This window comes from Lysobacter sp. TAF61 (assembly GCF_052113485.1).
Lineage (GTDB): Bacteria > Pseudomonadota > Gammaproteobacteria > Xanthomonadales > Xanthomonadaceae > Lysobacter_J.
On record NZ_JBFRDH010000004.1, the window covers coordinates 248905 to 265357 of the forward strand.

Genomic DNA, 16453 nt, shown 5'->3' on the forward strand with positions numbered 1-16453 from the left:
CGCAAGGGGCAAAGTCACTGGGTCCCCGCCTTCGCGGGGATGACGGTAGTTGGCGGGAATGACGATCAACAGCGAGTACCTGCAAATGCAACGCCGCGATTTCCTGAATTTCACCGGTCTGTCGCTCGCCGGAATGCTGCTGCCTTACGGCCGCAGCATCGCCGCCGAGGCACTGCTCGAGCCGGTTGATGGTGCGCGGCGCCGGCTTCTTGCCGACACCGCGCTGACGGCCGCCCGCGCTGCGGGCGCGCAGTACTGCGATGTCCGCATTGGCCGCTACCTGCGCCAGTCGGTGATCACCCGCGAGGCGCGGGTGGAGAACATCGTCAACGGCGAGTCCTCCGGCATCGGCGTGCGCGTGCTGGTCGACGGTGCATGGGGCTTTGCCGCCACCAACATCGCGACCACCGATTCGGTTGCCGCGGTCGCTCGCCGCGCCGCGGACATCGCCCGGGCCAATTCGCGCCACCAGGCCCATCGGGTCGAACTGGCGCCGACGCCCGGCGTGGGTGAGGTCAGCTGGGCGACGCCGATCGGCAAGAACGCGATGGCGGTGCCGATCAAGGAGAAGGTCGACCTGTTGCTGGGCGTCAATGCCGCGGCGATGAAGGCCGGCGCCGACTTCTTCAATTCGACGCTGTTCGTGATCAACGAACAGAAGTACTTTGCCTCCACCGACGGCAGCTACATCGACCAGGACGTGCACCGGATCTGGTTGCCGATCACCGCCACGGCGGTGGACAAGGCGAGCGGCAAGTTCCGTACGCGCAACGGTCTGTCGGCGCCGATGGGCATGGGTTACGAGTACCTCGACGCCGATCCGGCGGGCAAGTTCAAGCTGCCCGGTGGCATCACTGCCTACGGCCGCAGCTACGACGTCATGGAAGACGCCATCGCCAGCGCCCGCGACGCCCGCGCCAAGCTCAAGGCGCCGTCGGTCAAGCCGGGCAAGTACGACCTGGTGATCGACCCGTCCAATCTGTTCCTGACCATCCACGAGAGCGTCGGCCACCCGCTCGAACTCGACCGCGTGCTCGGCTACGAGGCCAACTACGCCGGCACCAGCTTCGCCACCCTCGACAAGCGCGACGCCGGTTATCGCTGGGGCAGCGACATCGTCGACTTCGTCGCCGACAAGACCCGTCCGGGCAGCCTGGGCGCGGTGGGCTACGACGATGAAGGCGTGAAGACGAAGCAATGGGACCTGGTGCGCGACGGCATCCTCGTCGACTACCAGGCCACCCGCGACGAGGCGCACATCCTCGGCCACAAGGAGTCGCACGGCTGCAGCTATGCCGATTCGTGGTCGAGCGTGCAGTTCCAGCGCATGGCCAATGTCTCGCTGCAGCCGGGCAGGAAGCCGCTGAGCGTGGCCGACATGGTCAAGGACGTCGAGAACGGACTCTATGTCCACGGCCGCGGCTCGTATTCGATCGACCAGCAGCGCTACAACGCCCAGTTCGGCGGGCAGCTGTTCTATGAGATCAAGCAGGGCAGGGTGACCGGGCTGGTCGAGGACGCCGCGTACCAGATCCGCACGCCGGAATTCTGGAACGCCTGCACCGCGATCTGCGACGAGCGCGACTTCCGCCTCGGCGGTTCGTTCTTCGACGGCAAGGGCCAGCCCAGCCAGGTATCGGCGGTGTCGCACGGGTCGAGCACGACCCGCTTCAACGGCGTCAACATCATCAATACCGCGCGTTCGATATGAACCGCGCGCAGTTCCTCCGCCTGATGCTGGCGGGCGCGGCGGGGGCGCTGTTGCCTCCGCTGGCGCGCGCCGCCAGCGTCGAGTACGACTTCTGGCTGACCCGCCTGAAGTACGACTCGGGGGACTGGGACGTCGACCAGCGCATGCCGGCCAACCTGGTCACCTCGCTGATCGACTACACCAACCTGCGCGTAGACCCGAAGGAGCATGTGCTGGCGTTGGCCGACCCGAAGATGCTGACCGCGCCGTTCTGCTACCTGGCCGGGCACAAGCTGGTCGAGTTCAACCCGGACGAGCGCCGCAACTTCGAGCGCTACGTGCGCAATGGCGGCTTTGTCTTCGTCGACGACTGCAACCACGACATCGACGGCCTGTTCGCGCGTTCGTTCGAGGCGCAGATGGCGACGATCTTCGGGCCCAGGGCGCTGCGCAAGCTGCCCAACACGCACGCGCTGTACCGCAGTTTCTTCGAGTTCAAGGACGGGCCGCCGGCCACGGGCTTCGAGCTCAACGGCTGGGGCGACGACCTGGTGCACGACTACCTGCAGGGCATCGAGATCGACGGCCGGCTCGGCGTCCTCTACAGCAACAAGGACTACGGTTGCGAGTGGGACTACGACTGGCGCAACAAGCGTTTCCTGGCCGAGGACAATACGAAGTTCGCGGTCAATATCGTGATGTATGCGTTGAACAGCTGACGGTCGACAGATAACAGGAACTGCAATGAACACTAGCCCCACCGAAGCCGACATCCAGGCCCAGCTCGAAAAGCTCGGCAACCTGCGCGCCGCCATTGCCCAGGCCATCGTCGGCCAGGAAGCGGTCGTCGAGCAGTTGCTGATCGGCCTGCTCGCCGGCGGCCACTGCCTGCTCGAAGGCGTGCCGGGGCTGGGCAAGACGCTGCTCGTGCGCTCGCTCGGCCAGGCGCTGGAGCTGCAGTTCCGCCGCGTGCAGTTCACCCCCGACCTGATGCCCAGCGACATCCTGGGTACCGAACTGCTGGAAGAAGACCATGGCACCGGCCATCGTCACTTCCGTTTCCAGCCGGGCCCGATCTTCACCAACCTGCTGCTCGCCGACGAGCTCAACCGCACGCCTCCCAAGACCCAGGCGGCATTGCTGGAAGCGATGCAGGAACGCACCGTCAGCTACGCCGGCGTGACCCATTCGCTGCCGGCGCCGTTCTTCGTGCTCGCCACGCAGAACCCGCTCGAGCAGGCCGGCACGTATCCATTGCCGGAGGCGCAGCTCGACCGCTTCCTGCTGCACATCCGCGTCGACTATCCGACCGAGACCGAAGAGCGCGACATCCTCGCCCAGACCACCGGCACCCGCCACTCCGAAGTGCCGCGCGTGATGCACGGCGAGGAAGTGCTGGCGCTGCAGGCGCGTGTGCGCGAAGTGCACCTGGGCGACGACCTGCTCGCCTGGATCACCCGCCTGGTTCGCGCCAGCCGTCCGAATGAATCGGCGCCGGCGGAAGTGAAGCAGTGGGTGAAGTGGGGCGCCGGCCCGCGTGCCGGTCAGTCGCTGGTGCTTGCGGCCAAGGCGCGCGCGCTGCTGCAAGGCCGCCTGTCGGCTACGCGCGAGGACATCGTCGCGCTCGCCGCGCCGGTCATGCGCCATCGCCTGCTGCTGTCGTTCGCCGCCGAGGCCGAGCAGAAGAGCGCCGACGACGTGATCGCCGCGCTGCTGCGCAGCGTGCCGTTCGCCGGCTGATCGCCTGACCTGAAGACCTGACACGCGTGGCCAGTCCTGGTTCGAGCTTCGTCGACTTCATCCCGCCGCAGGTACGCGCGCGGTTGAAGGACCTGCGCCTGACCTCGCGCCGCGCGGTCGGATTGCAGGGCATCGGCCTGCACCACAGCCGCAGCCGCGGCGCCGGGTTGGAGTTCGCCCAGTACCGCGCTTACGAACCCGGCGACGAACTGCGCCAGGTCGACTGGAAACTCTACGCACGTTCCGACCGCTTCTTCGTCCGCGAAGCCGAGCGCGAAAGCCCGCTCGCAGTCTGGCTGCTGGTCGACGCGACCGCATCGATGGCGCAGGAAGACGCGGCCCGCCCGGGCTGGTCGCGGCTGTCGGCAGCCAAAGGCCTGGCCGCGTGCGTGGCCGAGCTGGCCCTGCGCCAGGGCGACCGCTTCGGGCTGGCCGTGCTGCACGGCGATGGCGTGCGCGTGCTCGCCCCCGGCGGCGGGCTGCGCCAGCGCGACCGCTTCCTGCTGGAGCTGCAGCGCGTGCAGGCCGGTGGCAGCTGGCCTTCGCCCGAACGGCTGCGGCCGCTGTGGGAGCGCATTGGCGCCGGCGACCTCGTCGTGCTGCTCAGCGATGCCTTCGACGAAGGCGCCCTGGAAGTGGTGACGCGACTGGCCGCCGCGCGACGCGAAGTCGCGGCGATCCAGATCCTGACCGCCGAAGAGCGCGACTTCCCGTTCCGCGGAGGCCATCTCTTCCGCGATCCCGAAACCGGCGAGGAACTGCGTGGCGATGGCGTGGCGATGCGCGAGGAGTTCCTGCGCCGCTTCGAAGTCGCACGCCGCGAACTCGACGCGCGCCTGGATGCCAGCGGCATCCGCCATGCCCGATACTTCCTTGACCAGGCGCTGGACTTGCCGTTGCGGCGGCTGTTCGGTTCCCGCGACGCGGCGGAGTACGCATGAGCCTGGCATTGCTGTTGCCGGCCGGGCTGGCCGCGCTCGCGGCGCTGTTGCTGCCGCTGTTGATCCACCTGGCGCGACGCAGCGAGCAGCGTCCGATCCAGTTCGCCGCGCTGCGCTGGTTGCGGCAGAAACCCAAACCGCGCCATCGCATCCGCTTCGACGAGTGGCTGCTGCTGGCGCTGCGGCTGTTGTTGCTGGCTGCATTGGCATTGCTGCTGGCGCGGCCGGTACTGGTCGGTGGCGCCAGCCAGTCGCCGTGGATCGCCGTCGTGCCGGGCGTCGATCTGCGGCAGGCGCGGGCCGTGCCTGCCGCCGGGGATGCGAGACGCCATTGGCTCGCACCCGGGTTCCCGTCATTGGACCAGCCTGCGCCTGCGACCACCGCATCGGTCACCAGCCTGCTGCGCGAGCTCGATGCTGGCCTGCCCGCGGGTGTTGCCTTGACCGTGCTCGTTCCGCAGCAACTCGATGGCGTCGATGCGCGGTTGCCGGCACTGAGCCGTCGCGTTGACTGGCGCGTGCTGCCTGGGGCGATGACGCTTGCACCGACCCGTGCGGCCACCGTCGCGTTCTCGCTGGCCATTCGTTACGCACCGCAACGCGAAGCATCGATACGCTACCTGCGTGCCGCGCAAACAGCGTGGAAGGGCGACGGCAAGGCCGCATCCGACCTGGCATCGCTCGCGCAACCGCTGCCCGCAAACGCGAGACAACTGATCTGGCTCGCGCCGGGGCCGCTGCCCGCCGCGGTCGATGGCTGGGTGCGCCAGGGCGGCGCGGTGCTGCTCGATCACGAGAGCACGCTCCCGAAGCTCCCGGCCACGACCGTGCTGTGGCGCGATGCCAGCGGAACGGCGCTGGTAGAAGGCGTGGCTTACGGCAAGGGCAGGGTGATGCGCTTCACCCGCGCACTGACGCCACAGGCAATGCCGGCGCTGCTCGAGCCCGATTTCCCCCAGCGCCTGCGCGCGCTGTTCGACCCGCCGCAGATCGCGCCGACGCGCGTGCTGTCGGCATCGCACGCACCGCTGACCGGCGGGCCTACCTTCCCGCAGTCGCCGCGCGACCTGCAGCCGTGGCTGGTGCTGCTGATCGCGCTGCTGTTCCTGGCCGAGCGCTGGCTCGCCACCGGTGCTCGCCGGACGGTGGCGCCATGAGCACGACGACCATGGGCGCAACCGCCATCCTGCAACGCACGCTGCAGCAGGCCCGACGCCGCCGCGGACTGGACGCCGCACTGCGCTGCCTTCCGTGGGTGGTGATGGCCACCACGCTGGCATGGCGCCTGGGCGGAACCGCGATCGCGCTGCTTCTGCTCCTGGTCACGATGGCAGCCACGCTGGCGTTCGCGATACAGCGTGCCCGCGCGCTCGATACGCGCTGGCTGGTGCGCGAGCTCGATGCGCGGCGCACCGACATGGACGACAGCACCGACCTGCTGTTCGCGTCGACGGCGAAGCTGACCGGACTGGAGCACCTGCAACGGCGTCGACTGCAAGAACGCATCGAGTCTGGCCCGGCCCCCGACCTGCGCCCGCGCTGGTCGGCACGTGCGCACGCCATCGGCGCCGGCATCGCCGCGCTGGCAGTCGCCGCGATCCTGCTGTGGCCGGCGCGCCCGGGCGAAACCTTCGACACCGTGCTGGCCAGCGTCGGCGTCACGCCGGCCGCACCGACGCAGACGACCATCGTCGCGCAACGCATGCAGGTCATCCCACCCGGCTATACGCGTCAGCCGCCACGCGATGAACCGACGCTCGACGCCAAGGCGCCGCAGGGCACGCGGCTGCAATGGACACTGCGCTTCGCGCCGCAGCCCAAGGGTGCGGAGCTGGCGTTCCACGACGGCCGCCGCATCAAACTGGTGCGCGAAGGTGACGAGTGGCGTGCCAGCGACGTGCTGGCGCGCTCGGCGCTGTACCGCATCGTACTGCAGGCGGACGCGCCGCCGTTGCAGCCTTCGACCCTGCACCGCCTCGACGCGATCCCGGACCGCGCCCCGCAACTGCGCGTGCTCGAACCGGATCGCAGCCTGAGCCTGGTTACACCGGGGCAGCGCAGCTGGCCACTCGCCTTCGAGGGCAGCGACGACTACGGCCTTGCCTCCACCGCGACCCTGCGCATCACCCTGGCCCAGGGCAGCGGGGAAAACATCACCTTCCGCGAGCAGACCATCAACATCGGCGGCAGTGGCAGCGCCACGGTCAAGCGCTACGCGCACCGTCTCGATCTGGCCGCGCTCGGACTGGCCGCCGGCGATGACCTGATCGTGCAGCTCGCCGTCAACGACAACCGCGCGCCCGACCCGCAGAGTGCGCGCAGCGCCAGCCTGATCCTGCGCTGGCCGTCCGACCTGGGCACCGAGACGACCGGCCTGGAAGGCATGGTCAAGAAGGTGTTGCCGGCGTACTTCCGCAGCCAGCGCCAGATCATCATCGATGCCGAGGCCCTGCTGAAGGAAAAGCGCAAGCTCGAAGCCGAGCGCTACGTGAAGCGCAGCGACGAGATCGGCGTCGACCAGCGCATCCTGCGCCTGCGCTACGGCCAGTTCCTCGGTGAAGAGGCCGAAGGCGAACCCAAGCCGCCGCCGACCAGCGATGCCGACACAGCCAAGACCGGCGAACACAGTGAAACCGGGACCAAGCCCGAAACCGCGCCCGCGCCGCAGGACGACCACGGCCACGCCGAAGCAGGCGCTGCGGGCAAGTTCGGCGAGGAAGGGGCGGTGCTCGAGGAATACGGCCATACCCACGATCACGCCGAGGCGGCGACGTTGCTGGATCCGGACACGCGCAAGATCCTGAAATCCGCACTCGACGAGATGTGGCAATCGGAAGGGCATCTGCGCCAGGGCCATCCGGAACTTGCATTGCCCTACGCCTACCGCGCACTTCGCTTCATCAAGCAGGTGCAGCAGGCCACGCGCATCTACCTGGCGCGTGTCGGACCCGAGCTCCCGCCGATCGACGAAAGCCGGCGCATGGGCGGCGACCGCGCGGGCCTGGCGCGGCGCGATGACCCGCTGGTCGCGGTGGAGGTCGCCGACCCGACGCTTGCGGCGCTGTGGCACTCGCTTGACGCCTCGCAGGTGCCGGCGGCCACCATCGATTTCACCGCGCTTGAGCGCTGGTTGCGCGAACACGAATCGCGCCTGGCCGATCCGCTGGCCTTCGTTGCGGCAATCGAAGCCCTGCGCGCGGATCCGGATTGCACGACCTGCCGCGCCGACCTGCGCGCGCTGCTGTGGCCCCTGCTGCCGCGCCCGGCCAGTGCCGTGCCGCGTCGCGATGCCGGCGACGCCACGGGGCGCCGTTACCTGGATGCGCTGCGCCAGGAGGAAGCGAAGTGACCGCGCCCCTCTTCGACGTGCCGATGCTGGTGGCGGCGCTGCTGCTCGTCGCCGTCATCGTCGCCTCGGCACGTTTGCTGTACCGGCAATGGCGTGCCGAACCGGCGCAGCGCTCGCTCGGCTGGCGCATCGCCGCGCTGTTGCTGGCGCAGCCGGCATGCGCCGCGCTGCTGTACTTCGCACTGGTGCCGCCGTCGTTGCCCGGAGAAGCGGGCACGCTGGTCGTGGCCACTGCCGGCACGACGCCCGCGCAACTGGGTGCAGGTCGCGGTGGCGAAGCCTTCGTTGCGCTGCCCGAAGCGCCTGCGCTGAACGAGGTCGAGCGCGTGCCCGACCTCGCCACCGCCTTGCGTCGCCATCCAGGCACGCGGCGCGTGCGGGTGGCAGGCGCCGGCCTGGAGGCGCGCGACCGCGATGCAATGCGCGGCCTGGCAGTGGAATTCAGCCCGCTTCCGCTACCGCGCGGATTGATCGAACTGCAACCGCCGCGCCAGGTCGTGGCCGGCGCGGACTTCCTCGTCGGCGGTCGCGCCAATGATCTGCCTGGCGGCTTTGCCGAGCTGCTCGACCCGGGCCGCCGTCGCGTCGATCGCGTCGCGCTGCCTGGCGACGGTCGCTTCACGCTGACCGCGAGCCCGCGCGTCGCAGGTACGGCGGGCTTCGTCGTCCGGCTGCGCGACGCCAAGCAGGCCGTCGTCGAGGATGTCGAACTGCCGTTGCAGGCGATCGCTGCGACTCCGCCGCGCGTGTTGCTGCTGGCCGGTGCGCCGGGTCCGGAGATCAAGTACCTGCGGCGCTGGGCGCGCGACGCCGGCCTGGGCCTGCAGACGCAGACGGCGGTGGGCGGCGGCATGCTGCTGGGCGATGCGCCAATCGCGATCAACGCCGCCAACCTCGGTCGCTTCGACCTGGTCATCCTCGACGAGCGCGCCTGGTCTGCGCTCGGCGACGGCCAGCGTGCGGCGCTGACGGAGGCGATCAACAACGGCCTGGGCGCATTGCTGCGCGTGACCGCGGCGCTTTCGCCGTCCGAGCGCCGCCGCCTGCAAACGCTCGGATTCGCGGTTGCCGCCGGTGGCGATTCGGTCACCACGACGCTGGCGCAGGCCGCTCTGGACGAGGACGCCATCCGCGCGCGCCTGGGCCCCGGTACACGCGACGCACCGAGGCTGCACGATGCTGCCTTGCCCGACGTACCCACCCTCACCCGGCGCGATCTGCGCATCCAGTCCACCGATGCCGTGCCGATGTTGCGCGACGCCGGTGGCGCCTGGCTCGGTGCCTGGCGCGCACAGGGACGCGGACGCATCGCGTTGTGGACGCTGACCGACAGCTATCGCCTGGTGCTGGCCGGACGCGATGACCTGCACGGCGAAATCTGGAGCAACGCGCTCGCCGCGACAGGTCGCGCGCAGGCGCGAAACGATCTCGTGATCGAAGGCGAGACGCGCCAGCGACAACGTGTCGCCCTGTGCGGCGTCGCGGTCGGCGCCAGCGTGAGCGCGCCGGACGGAAGCAGGACCACCCTGCTGCGCGATCCGGCAACCGGCGCGCGCAACTGCGCCGCGTTCTGGCCGCGCCTTGCAGGCTGGCACCAGCTTCTATCCGGCGACCGGTCGCTCCCGTTCTTCGTGCGTGCGGAAACGGTCGCGGCAGGCCTGCACGCAGGCGCCATGCGCGATGCAACCGCGCGCCTGGCTGCCGATTCGGCGATCAGCGAAGCCACGTCTGCGTCGGTCCCGGGGCATCCCGGCGAACGCTGGCCCTGGTGGCTGGGCTGGCTGCTGGCGAGCGCTGCCACGTGGTGGCTGGAGCGCTCGCGCTACGGTCGCCGTGCCTGATCGCAGGCGCGGGTGTCGGCGTTGCCGGCGTTACCGGCGTTACCTGGACTTGCCGTCGTACTCGTGCACCGGAATGGCCGCGAGGTCGATGCCTTCCAGGCAACGCAGGTTGATCGCCGCCGTGGGATTGCCCTTGGCATCGTTGGCCTCGCCATAGGCGTGGATGCCGCACTCCGGGCAGAAGCGGTGCCTGATCACGTGCCGGTTGAACAGGTATGTGCTGGCCGCATCCTCGGGCGTGGTCAGTCGCATCTGGTCGCGCGGCACGAACCACAGCAGCGAACCCTTGCGACTGCACATGGAACAGTTGCACGACAGTCCACTGTCGATGGTGCCTTCCACTTCGAACGCGACGCGGCCGCAATGGCAGCTGCCCTGGTACTTCATGTCTGATACCTCCGTGTGCCTGGGTGTCACTTGTTCTCGCGGTGCCCGTAACTGAGTACCCGCGTGATCTGCCATTTGCCGTTGTTGTTGTTCCACACGATCAGGAAGTCGGCGATGCCCTCGCACTTGCCCGAGTCGAACTGGCAGAAGCGATGCGTGCCCTGTTCGATCGCGCCGAAATCCTTGATCGGATAGACCTGCAGCGTGCCCGGCACCAGTTCGCGACGGAAGTGGCCGCACACGTACTTCCCGGTGTTGGCGAGCATCTCCTGGCGCGACCAGGTGACGCCGCCGGTGTCGTGATAGAACTCGACGTCAGGGGCGAAATAGCCGGCGTGCTTGAGCAGTTGCCCCGGCTGGTCGCAGGTGTTGAAAGCCTCGAATGCAGCCGTGTCCAGCGCCAGGACGGTATCGAACAGGGGATCGGCTGCCGGCTTTGCGGCGCTGCCCGGGCCCGACGCGAACGAAGCCCCCGCAGCCGCCACGGCGAGAAGTGCGGCAAACAATCCGATCGACTTCTTCGTGCCAGGCAGGACTTCGGAAAAACCCATCGTGTTCACCATTGTGGGGAAGGGGCGCAGGTGGCCCGGAGCATAGCAAGCCCCATCCCCGCCAGCCCCCGCTACCGCCGGTTGCGCCCGCCGGGCACAGCAGCAACCCTGCAGGTAAGATCCGACATCAGCACAGCAAGGCCCGGCGACTCTCGATTGACCGCCGATGGGGCCCTGCGCGGGGGAACCACATGACGAACGCGAAAGACCATTCGACCCTGACCGCATGGGAGGAGGGCGTCGACGACGCCACCTACCGGCTGCTGGTGGAGTCGGTGCGCGACTACGCGATCTTCCTGCTCGACGAAGACGGCTACATCCGCAGCTGGAACAAGGGCGCCGAGCGCATCAAGGGATACAAGGCAGGCGATATCGTCGGCCGCCACTTCTCGGTGTTCTATCCCCAGGATCGCATCGACCAGGGCTGGCCCGACCACGAACTGGCCGAGGCGCGCAGCAAGGGCCGGTTCGAGGATGAAGGCTGGCGCCTTCGCAAGGACGGCTCGCAGTTCTGGGCGAACCTGGTCCTCACCCGCATCGACCACCCCAATGGCGAGCTGCGCGGCTTCGCCAAGATCACCCGTGACCTGACCGATCGCCGTCGCATTCACGCGCTGGAGGACGAGGGTCGCAGGCTGACCACGTTCCTTGCCATGCTCGGCCATGAGCTGCGCAATCCACTCGCACCGATCGCCAACGCGGTCGCGATCATGCAAAGCGAATCCATCGAGTCGGAGTCGCTGCGGTTCTGTCGCGACGTGATCGGCCGCCAGGTCGCGCACATGACGCGGCTGGTGGACGACCTGCTCGATGTCAGCCGTATCACCAGCGGCAAGATCAGCCTGGAACTGAGCGTGCTCGACCTGCGCGAGGTGCTGGGCAATGCGATGGAAACCATCGAGCCGGAGGCGCGGCAACGCGGCCACGTCCTTCGCATCCAGCTCGCCGATGAACCGGTCTGGGTCTGCGGCGATCGCGCCCGTCTGCTGCAGGTGTTCAGCAACCTGCTCAACAACGCGGTCAAGTTCACTCCCGCAGGCGGCGTCATCACGGCATCGATGCGCCATGACAACGCGCATGCCGAGGTCTCGGTCCGCGACAACGGCCCGGGCATCCCGGTCGATCGCCTGGAAGAGGTCTTCGGCCTGTTCGTGCAGGGGCAGGCGCATTCGGCGCAGGCGCCGGGCGGTCTCGGGCTGGGCCTGAGCCTGGTGCAGCAGCTCGTCGCGCTGCATGGGGGCGAAGTGAGCGCCTTCAGCACCGGCGAAGCCGGCAAGGGCGTCGAGTTCGTGGTCAGGCTGTCCACGGTTACCGAGCCGGCACAGAACGCGATGGTCGAGTCCAGGCGTGCGCCGGCGCAGCCGCGCCATATCCTGATCGTCGACGACAACCGCGACGCCGCCGATTCACTGCAGCGCCTGCTGCAGCAATGGGGTTACCGCAGCAGCATGGTGTTCGACGGGCGCAGCGCGATGGACGCGATTCACGTCACCCGTTTCGATGCGGTGATCCTCGACGTGGGACTGCCGGACATCGACGGCCTCGAGGTCGCGCGCCGCCTGCGCAGCGAACTGCAGGATCCGCCACCGTTCATTGCCCTGACCGGTTACGGACAGGACAGCGACCGGCAGGCAAGCAGGGAAGCGGGAATCGGTGTCCACCTGACCAAGCCGCTGCTGGAAGGCGAGATCGAACAGGCGCTGCATGGGCTGTTCGGTGCCGACGACTGAGGCGCGGTGGTTTCGCGTGTGCCGGTGTCACGGCAGCAACTGCGACCACGTCGCAGGCTTGGCCACCATCAGGTAGAACACCGCCAGCATCGCGGCGAAGGCGGGATATCCGAGCGGGGATCAGTACCGCCGGGGTGGTGAACCACCAGTCGGCACGCACCACCAGCCGCGCCACGACCGCCTGCGCCTGCACATTGCCGCTGCGGTTACCGAAGAACAGATAGAAGGCTGTGCCGAACCCCGTGCCGACGAGCACGACGCTCGAGAGGATGTGGATCCACTTCACCAGCAGGTAGGTTGTCATGCCAACTCCGGGACGACTGTCGCTGAACCCGTCGGCACGTTCTCATCGATCGTGTCGGTCTGCATGCCCCAGCGTGCGAACTCCGGCGCGAACTCCGCCAATTCCAGCAGGCCCGTTGCGGTGAATGCACCGGCCGGCATCGCCTCTCCCGCTGCCAGCAGGCGTGCCAGTCGGCGCGCCAGCAGGATTGCCGGCATGCACGGGATCTCCGGACCATGATCGTCGCCCGCGGCAATGTGCCAGGCCCTGCGGGTCGGCTGCCCGGAAGCGTCGCGGCCTTCTACGCGGACAACCATTCCACCCAGTGCCGTGCCAAGGAAATCGAACAGGCCGGCGATCCGGTTCAACGCCGCGGCCCAGCGCTGCGGCCGGGGCAGCAGGCCCATCGATCGCAGCGCAGCGAGCATGGCGAACACCCGCTGCGTGAACCCGACTTCCAGCGCCGCACGGAACATCACCCGGTCGCGCACCCCATAGCGCGTCGGAAACAGTTCCAGATCAGGGATGTCGCACAGTGCGCCGATGCGCCCACGCAGGCGCAGGAAATTCACGCGCTCGGGCTTCGCCCAGCCCGGCGCATCGACCCATTGCCCACCGCGCCAGACTCGAACCGGCTCGCCGCAGTAGCTCAATACCGCGGCCATCGTCGCGGTGCCGCGCGGCGCGGTCTGGGCCGGTGCGATGCAGATGTCCACCGCATCGACCGCGTTCCACCCCTCGCACAGATGCCCGACCACGGCTGAAGACAGCGCGGGCACGGTGCTGGCGCCGGTGATCCCGACCTTGCCAGATGCCAGGAACGCTTCGTGCAGCGCCGCAGGAAAATCGCAGACAAAGCGCCGGCCATCGGCGAGGTCGACGTAGTGTGCGCCCGCTTCGGCCGCAGCATGGGCCACCGCATAGGACTGCTGCTGGAACGGTCCGGCGGCGTGGATGACCAGGCCGACTTCGAGCTGCCTCAGCGTTCGGGCGAAGTCCGGCGCGTTGAAGTCGATGGCCACGGCAGTGGCCCTGCCTCCGATCGAATCAACCAGGCGCTGCGCCGACTCGCGATTGCGGCCGGCAACCATCAGCTCGATCGCGGAATCGCTTGCAAGCGCGCGGCAGATGCGCGCGCCGAAGTTTCCGTAACCGCCAAGTACCAGTGCTTTCATCGCGCTTGCCCGGTCACGTCCCTGTCCGTCGTCGAATCCCCGGCGGCACGCTATCAGGCCGCCCGGAGGCCGGCAAGGCAGGCAAAAAAACAGCCGGCGGCAACCCCCCGATTGCCGCCGGCTTCCCTCACCCCCACACCTCTTGTCGCACCTGCCCCTTAGAACTTCTGCCCGAACCGGATGCCCAGCGTGCGCGGCTGGTTGGTCACGGTGTAGATCTGGCCGTTCGGGTACTCCGGCACCACGCCCGATGCACCGCAGACGGTTTCCGCACAGCTTGCGAAACGGTAGATGTCGGCGCGTTCGTCGAAGACGTTGTTGAGGTACACGCTCAACGTCCAGTTGTTGCGGCTGATGCCGGCCGACATGTCGGCGACGGTGTAGGCATCAAGCTCGCCGAGGATCTCCCGCTCGACGATGCGCAGGTCCGACTTGCGACCGCCCACATGCACCAGCGAGCCCTGCACGAAGGCATCCATCGTGCCCAGCGTGAAGTTGTAGCGGGCGATGACGTTGCCCTTGAACTCCGGCGTCACCGGCAACTGGGTGCCGTCCGGCGCTTCCGGGTCGGCGCAGTCGGTGACCGGATTGCCGTCGCCGTCGGTGAAGCCGCAGTAGTTCTCGGTCAGCTTCGGATCGTAGAACGCCAGGCCGGCGCCGATCTGCAGGTTGTAGGTCGCGGCCCAGTTGATGTCCATTTCCAGGCCGTCGATGCTGGCCTGGTTGGCGTTCTTGATCTCGGTCAGACCGTTCGCGCCAAGGATGCTGAACTGGAAGTCCTCCCACTCCTGGTGGAACACCGAGCCGTTGAAGGTGAAGCGGTTGTCGGCCCAGCTGGTCTTCCAGCCCATCTCGTAGTTGGTCAGGTAGTCCGACAGGTACGGCGGCAGCGTGCCGCGGCGGTTGATGCCGCCCGGACGGTAGCCTTCGGACCAGGTGGCGTAGATCATCTTGCTCGGCGTGATCTGCCAGGTCAGGTTGGCCTTGCCCAGGTTGCCGCTTTCCTTGACCGTCTTGTCGAAGATCTGGCACGGCGCGCCGTTGAACGAGGGCCAGTTGGCCGAGTCGGGACCGAACTGCTCGATACAGATCGACTCGCCGTACGACGAACCCGACGACCAGCCGTCACTGAAGCCGAAGAAGCCCTTGAGGCTGTTCTCCGAGCGGAAGTGGCGGCCGCCGATCGTGCCGATCAGCACTTCGGGGATGAAGTCGTACGAGAACTCGCCGAATATCGCTTCGTCCTTGTCCTCGCGGTCCTGCTTGGTCAGCCAGATGGTGTTGGGCCAGCCGGTGATCGAGAACTGCGAGCCGAAGCCGTCGATCTTGTAGCGCTGCTCGATGTCGTGCTTCTGGTCCTGGTAGAACAGGCCGGCGGTGAAGCGGAAACGGTCCTCGGCCGGCGAGCTCAGGCGCAGCTCGTGGCTGTCCTTCTTGTAGCGGTCCTTGCCGACGATGTACTGCGACGGGTTGATGAAGTTGTCGTTGTCGTCGTACGCGCTGTAGGAGGCCAGCGTGTCGTACCAGAAGCCGTAGTCGTTGTAGTCGGAGTCGACGTCGACGTCGCGCTTGAGGTGGCCGTAGGCGTAGGTCAGGTCGAAGTTGCCGATCTTGCCCTCGACCGTAAGTGCGGCCTGCCACCAGCGGTCGTCCGACTTCTCCTTGTAGAAGTGGCTGATCGCCAGGTCGCCGACTTCGCGGTCGGTGAAGAAGGCGCCGTTGGACTTCTCGGTCTGGCCCATCACCATCGGCGTGATCGACCAGTTGTCGTTCAGGTCGACCTTCAACGCCATGCGCGCACCGGTGGAGTCGACGTCGTTGTAGTCGTCCTTGGCGCGGCCGGTGCAGACCAGCAGGTCGGTGCTGGTGCAGTCGCGGTTGGTCAGCACGCCGCCCCAGCTGGCACGGGTGTCGTCGCTGGGGTCGTCGGGCGTGCCGCCGTCGTCGACGCGGACCGGGAACTGGCGATCCTGCGGCTTGTTGTCGATGTAACCGGCGTCGTGCTGGTTCCAGCCGACCAGGCGGATCGCGGCAGCCTCGCCGACCGGGATGTTGACGAAGCCTTCCTCGATATGGCCGATGCCGCCATCACTGACGCTGTTGAGCTCGAGGTCGTAACCGGCGGAGAACCCGCTGGCGTCGGGCTTGTTGGTGATGATGCGCAACGCGCCGGCCTGGGCGCTGGCGCCGTACAGCGTGCCCTGCGGGCCCGACAGCGCCTCGACGCGGGCGACGTCGTAGATGTGCAGGTCGAGCGGGCCCTGGATGGTGGTGATCGGCTGCTCGTCGAGATACACGCCCACGCTCGGCAGCGAGCCGGAGTGGTTGCCGTCGCCGCCGCTGGCGACGCCGCGCATGTAGATCTGGGCGAAGCCGGGACCAAAGGTCTGGTAGCTGACGCTCGGCAGGTACTTAACGTAATCCTCGAAATCGGTGACGTTGAGTTCGTCGAGCTTCTGCTCGCCCAGCACCTCGATGCTGATCGGCACCTTCTGCAGGTTTTCCGAACGCTTCTGCGAGGTCACCGTGACCGTGTCGAGGACCAGTGCCTCGCGCTGGCCAGCCGGCGTGGGTTGGGTTGCGGGCGCTGGCGTCGTCGCGTCCTGGGCAAACGCCGGCGAGGCGAAGGCCAGGCAGATGGCTGCCGTCAGCGGGAAGCGCGCGTAGCGTGCGGGTCGAAGCGGCACGGGTGCAACGCGTGTACGTGATCTACTGCCGGACTTCTGCATCGTTCTTCTCTCCCCAGACGGACGAAATGGAGCGGTA

12 protein-coding genes and 1 pseudogene are annotated in these 16453 nt (G+C 67.9%); 8 read left to right on the forward strand and 5 right to left on the reverse strand.

Going from position 1 to position 16453, the window contains the following annotated elements; genetic code table 11:
• Positions 1 to 85 precede the first annotated feature (85 nt).
• From AB4Y64_RS11275 to AB4Y64_RS11305, 7 genes are read left to right on the forward strand one after another with little or no spacing between them, the layout of a single operon-like run.
• Entirely contained in the window at positions 86 to 1711 is a 1626-nt protein-coding gene (locus AB4Y64_RS11275) for a TldD/PmbA family protein (protein ID WP_441816681.1), read from the forward strand.
• Positions 1708 to 2409: a DUF4159 domain-containing protein gene (locus AB4Y64_RS11280; protein WP_441816542.1), complete on the forward strand. Its 702-nt coding sequence runs from the start codon at positions 1708 to 1710 to the stop codon at positions 2407 to 2409. Before AB4Y64_RS11275 ends, AB4Y64_RS11280 begins: the two co-directional genes overlap by 4 nt.
• A gap of 25 nt (positions 2410 to 2434) precedes the next feature.
• Complete coding sequence (locus AB4Y64_RS11285) at positions 2435 to 3430, forward strand: AAA family ATPase (protein ID WP_441816543.1); 996 nt, start codon at positions 2435 to 2437, stop codon at positions 3428 to 3430.
• A gap of 26 nt (positions 3431 to 3456) precedes the next feature.
• Entirely contained in the window at positions 3457 to 4371 is a 915-nt protein-coding gene (locus AB4Y64_RS11290; protein ID WP_441816544.1) for a DUF58 domain-containing protein, read from the forward strand.
• Positions 4368 to 5528 carry a BatA domain-containing protein gene (locus AB4Y64_RS11295; RefSeq protein WP_441816545.1) on the forward strand — a complete coding sequence of 387 codons (1161 nt, stop codon included), beginning with the start codon at positions 4368 to 4370 and terminating at the stop codon, positions 5526 to 5528. Before AB4Y64_RS11290 ends, AB4Y64_RS11295 begins: the two co-directional genes overlap by 4 nt.
• The gene (locus AB4Y64_RS11300) at positions 5525 to 7720 is read left to right on the forward strand and encodes a hypothetical protein (RefSeq protein ID WP_441816546.1); all 2196 of its coding nucleotides are present in this window, start codon (positions 5525 to 5527) and stop codon (positions 7718 to 7720) included. Before AB4Y64_RS11295 ends, AB4Y64_RS11300 begins: the two co-directional genes overlap by 4 nt.
• Complete coding sequence (locus AB4Y64_RS11305) at positions 7717 to 9561, forward strand: carboxypeptidase regulatory-like domain-containing protein (RefSeq protein WP_441816547.1); 1845 nt, start codon at positions 7717 to 7719, stop codon at positions 9559 to 9561. The genes AB4Y64_RS11300 and AB4Y64_RS11305 overlap by 4 nt, the downstream gene beginning before the upstream one ends.
• Positions 9562 to 9600: 39 nt before the next feature.
• Here AB4Y64_RS11305 and AB4Y64_RS11310 read toward each other — a convergent pair whose 3' ends face one another.
• Together AB4Y64_RS11310 and AB4Y64_RS11315 are read right to left on the reverse strand one after the other, a co-directional pair.
• Positions 9601 to 9948 carry a GFA family protein gene (locus AB4Y64_RS11310; RefSeq protein ID WP_441816548.1) on the reverse strand — a complete coding sequence of 116 codons (348 nt, stop codon included), beginning with the start codon at positions 9946 to 9948 and terminating at the stop codon, positions 9601 to 9603.
• 26 nt (positions 9949 to 9974) lie between these two features.
• Positions 9975 to 10499: a nuclear transport factor 2 family protein gene (locus tag AB4Y64_RS11315; protein WP_441816549.1), complete on the reverse strand. Its 525-nt coding sequence runs from the start codon at positions 10497 to 10499 to the stop codon at positions 9975 to 9977.
• 191 nt (positions 10500 to 10690) lie between these two features.
• Here AB4Y64_RS11315 and AB4Y64_RS11320 point away from each other — a divergent pair, with 191 nt between their 5' ends.
• On the forward strand, positions 10691 to 12229 hold the full coding sequence (locus AB4Y64_RS11320; RefSeq protein WP_441816550.1) for a hybrid sensor histidine kinase/response regulator: 1539 nt from the start codon (positions 10691 to 10693) through the stop codon (positions 12227 to 12229).
• A 178-nt stretch (positions 12230 to 12407) separates the two neighbouring features.
• Here the strand turns inward: AB4Y64_RS11320 and AB4Y64_RS11325 are convergent.
• From AB4Y64_RS11325 to AB4Y64_RS11335, 3 genes and pseudogenes are all read right to left on the reverse strand, one after another.
• Positions 12408 to 12533 (reverse strand): annotated as a pseudogene (locus AB4Y64_RS11325) (DUF2269 family protein); the annotation flags it as partial.
• Positions 12530 to 13687 (reverse strand): saccharopine dehydrogenase NADP-binding domain-containing protein, encoded by a 1158-nt coding sequence (locus AB4Y64_RS11330; protein WP_441816551.1) that lies wholly within the window; start codon positions 13685 to 13687, stop codon positions 12530 to 12532. The gene AB4Y64_RS11330 and the pseudogene AB4Y64_RS11325, both read right to left, overlap by 4 nt.
• A 158-nt stretch (positions 13688 to 13845) precedes the next feature.
• Positions 13846 to 16416, reverse strand: a complete 2571-nt coding sequence (locus tag AB4Y64_RS11335; RefSeq protein WP_441816552.1) for a TonB-dependent receptor — start codon at positions 16414 to 16416, stop codon at positions 13846 to 13848.
• Between the last annotated feature and the right edge of the window lie 37 nt (positions 16417 to 16453).

Bases quoted from the DNA above. Each gene is read 5' to 3' on its own strand.
- AB4Y64_RS11275 (WP_441816681.1), top strand. From the start codon at position 86: ATGCAACGCCGCGATTTCCTGAATTTCACCGGTCTGTCGCTCGCCGGA.
- AB4Y64_RS11280 (WP_441816542.1), top strand. From the start codon at position 1,708: ATGAACCGCGCGCAGTTCCTCCGCCTGATGCTGGCGGGCGCGGCGGGG.
- AB4Y64_RS11285 (WP_441816543.1), top strand. From the start codon at position 2,435: ATGAACACTAGCCCCACCGAAGCCGACATCCAGGCCCAGCTCGAAAAG.
- AB4Y64_RS11295 (WP_441816545.1), top strand. From the start codon at position 4,368: ATGAGCCTGGCATTGCTGTTGCCGGCCGGGCTGGCCGCGCTCGCGGCG.
- AB4Y64_RS11300 (WP_441816546.1), top strand. From the start codon at position 5,525: ATGAGCACGACGACCATGGGCGCAACCGCCATCCTGCAACGCACGCTG.
- AB4Y64_RS11310 (WP_441816548.1), bottom strand. From the start codon at position 9,948: ATGAAGTACCAGGGCAGCTGCCATTGCGGCCGCGTCGCGTTCGAAGTG.
- AB4Y64_RS11315 (WP_441816549.1), bottom strand. From the start codon at position 10,499: ATGGGTTTTTCCGAAGTCCTGCCTGGCACGAAGAAGTCGATCGGATTG.
- AB4Y64_RS11320 (WP_441816550.1), top strand. From the start codon at position 10,691: ATGACGAACGCGAAAGACCATTCGACCCTGACCGCATGGGAGGAGGGC.
- AB4Y64_RS11330 (WP_441816551.1), bottom strand. From the start codon at position 13,687: ATGAAAGCACTGGTACTTGGCGGTTACGGAAACTTCGGCGCGCGCATC.
- AB4Y64_RS11335 (WP_441816552.1), bottom strand. From the start codon at position 16,416: ATGCAGAAGTCCGGCAGTAGATCACGTACACGCGTTGCACCCGTGCCG.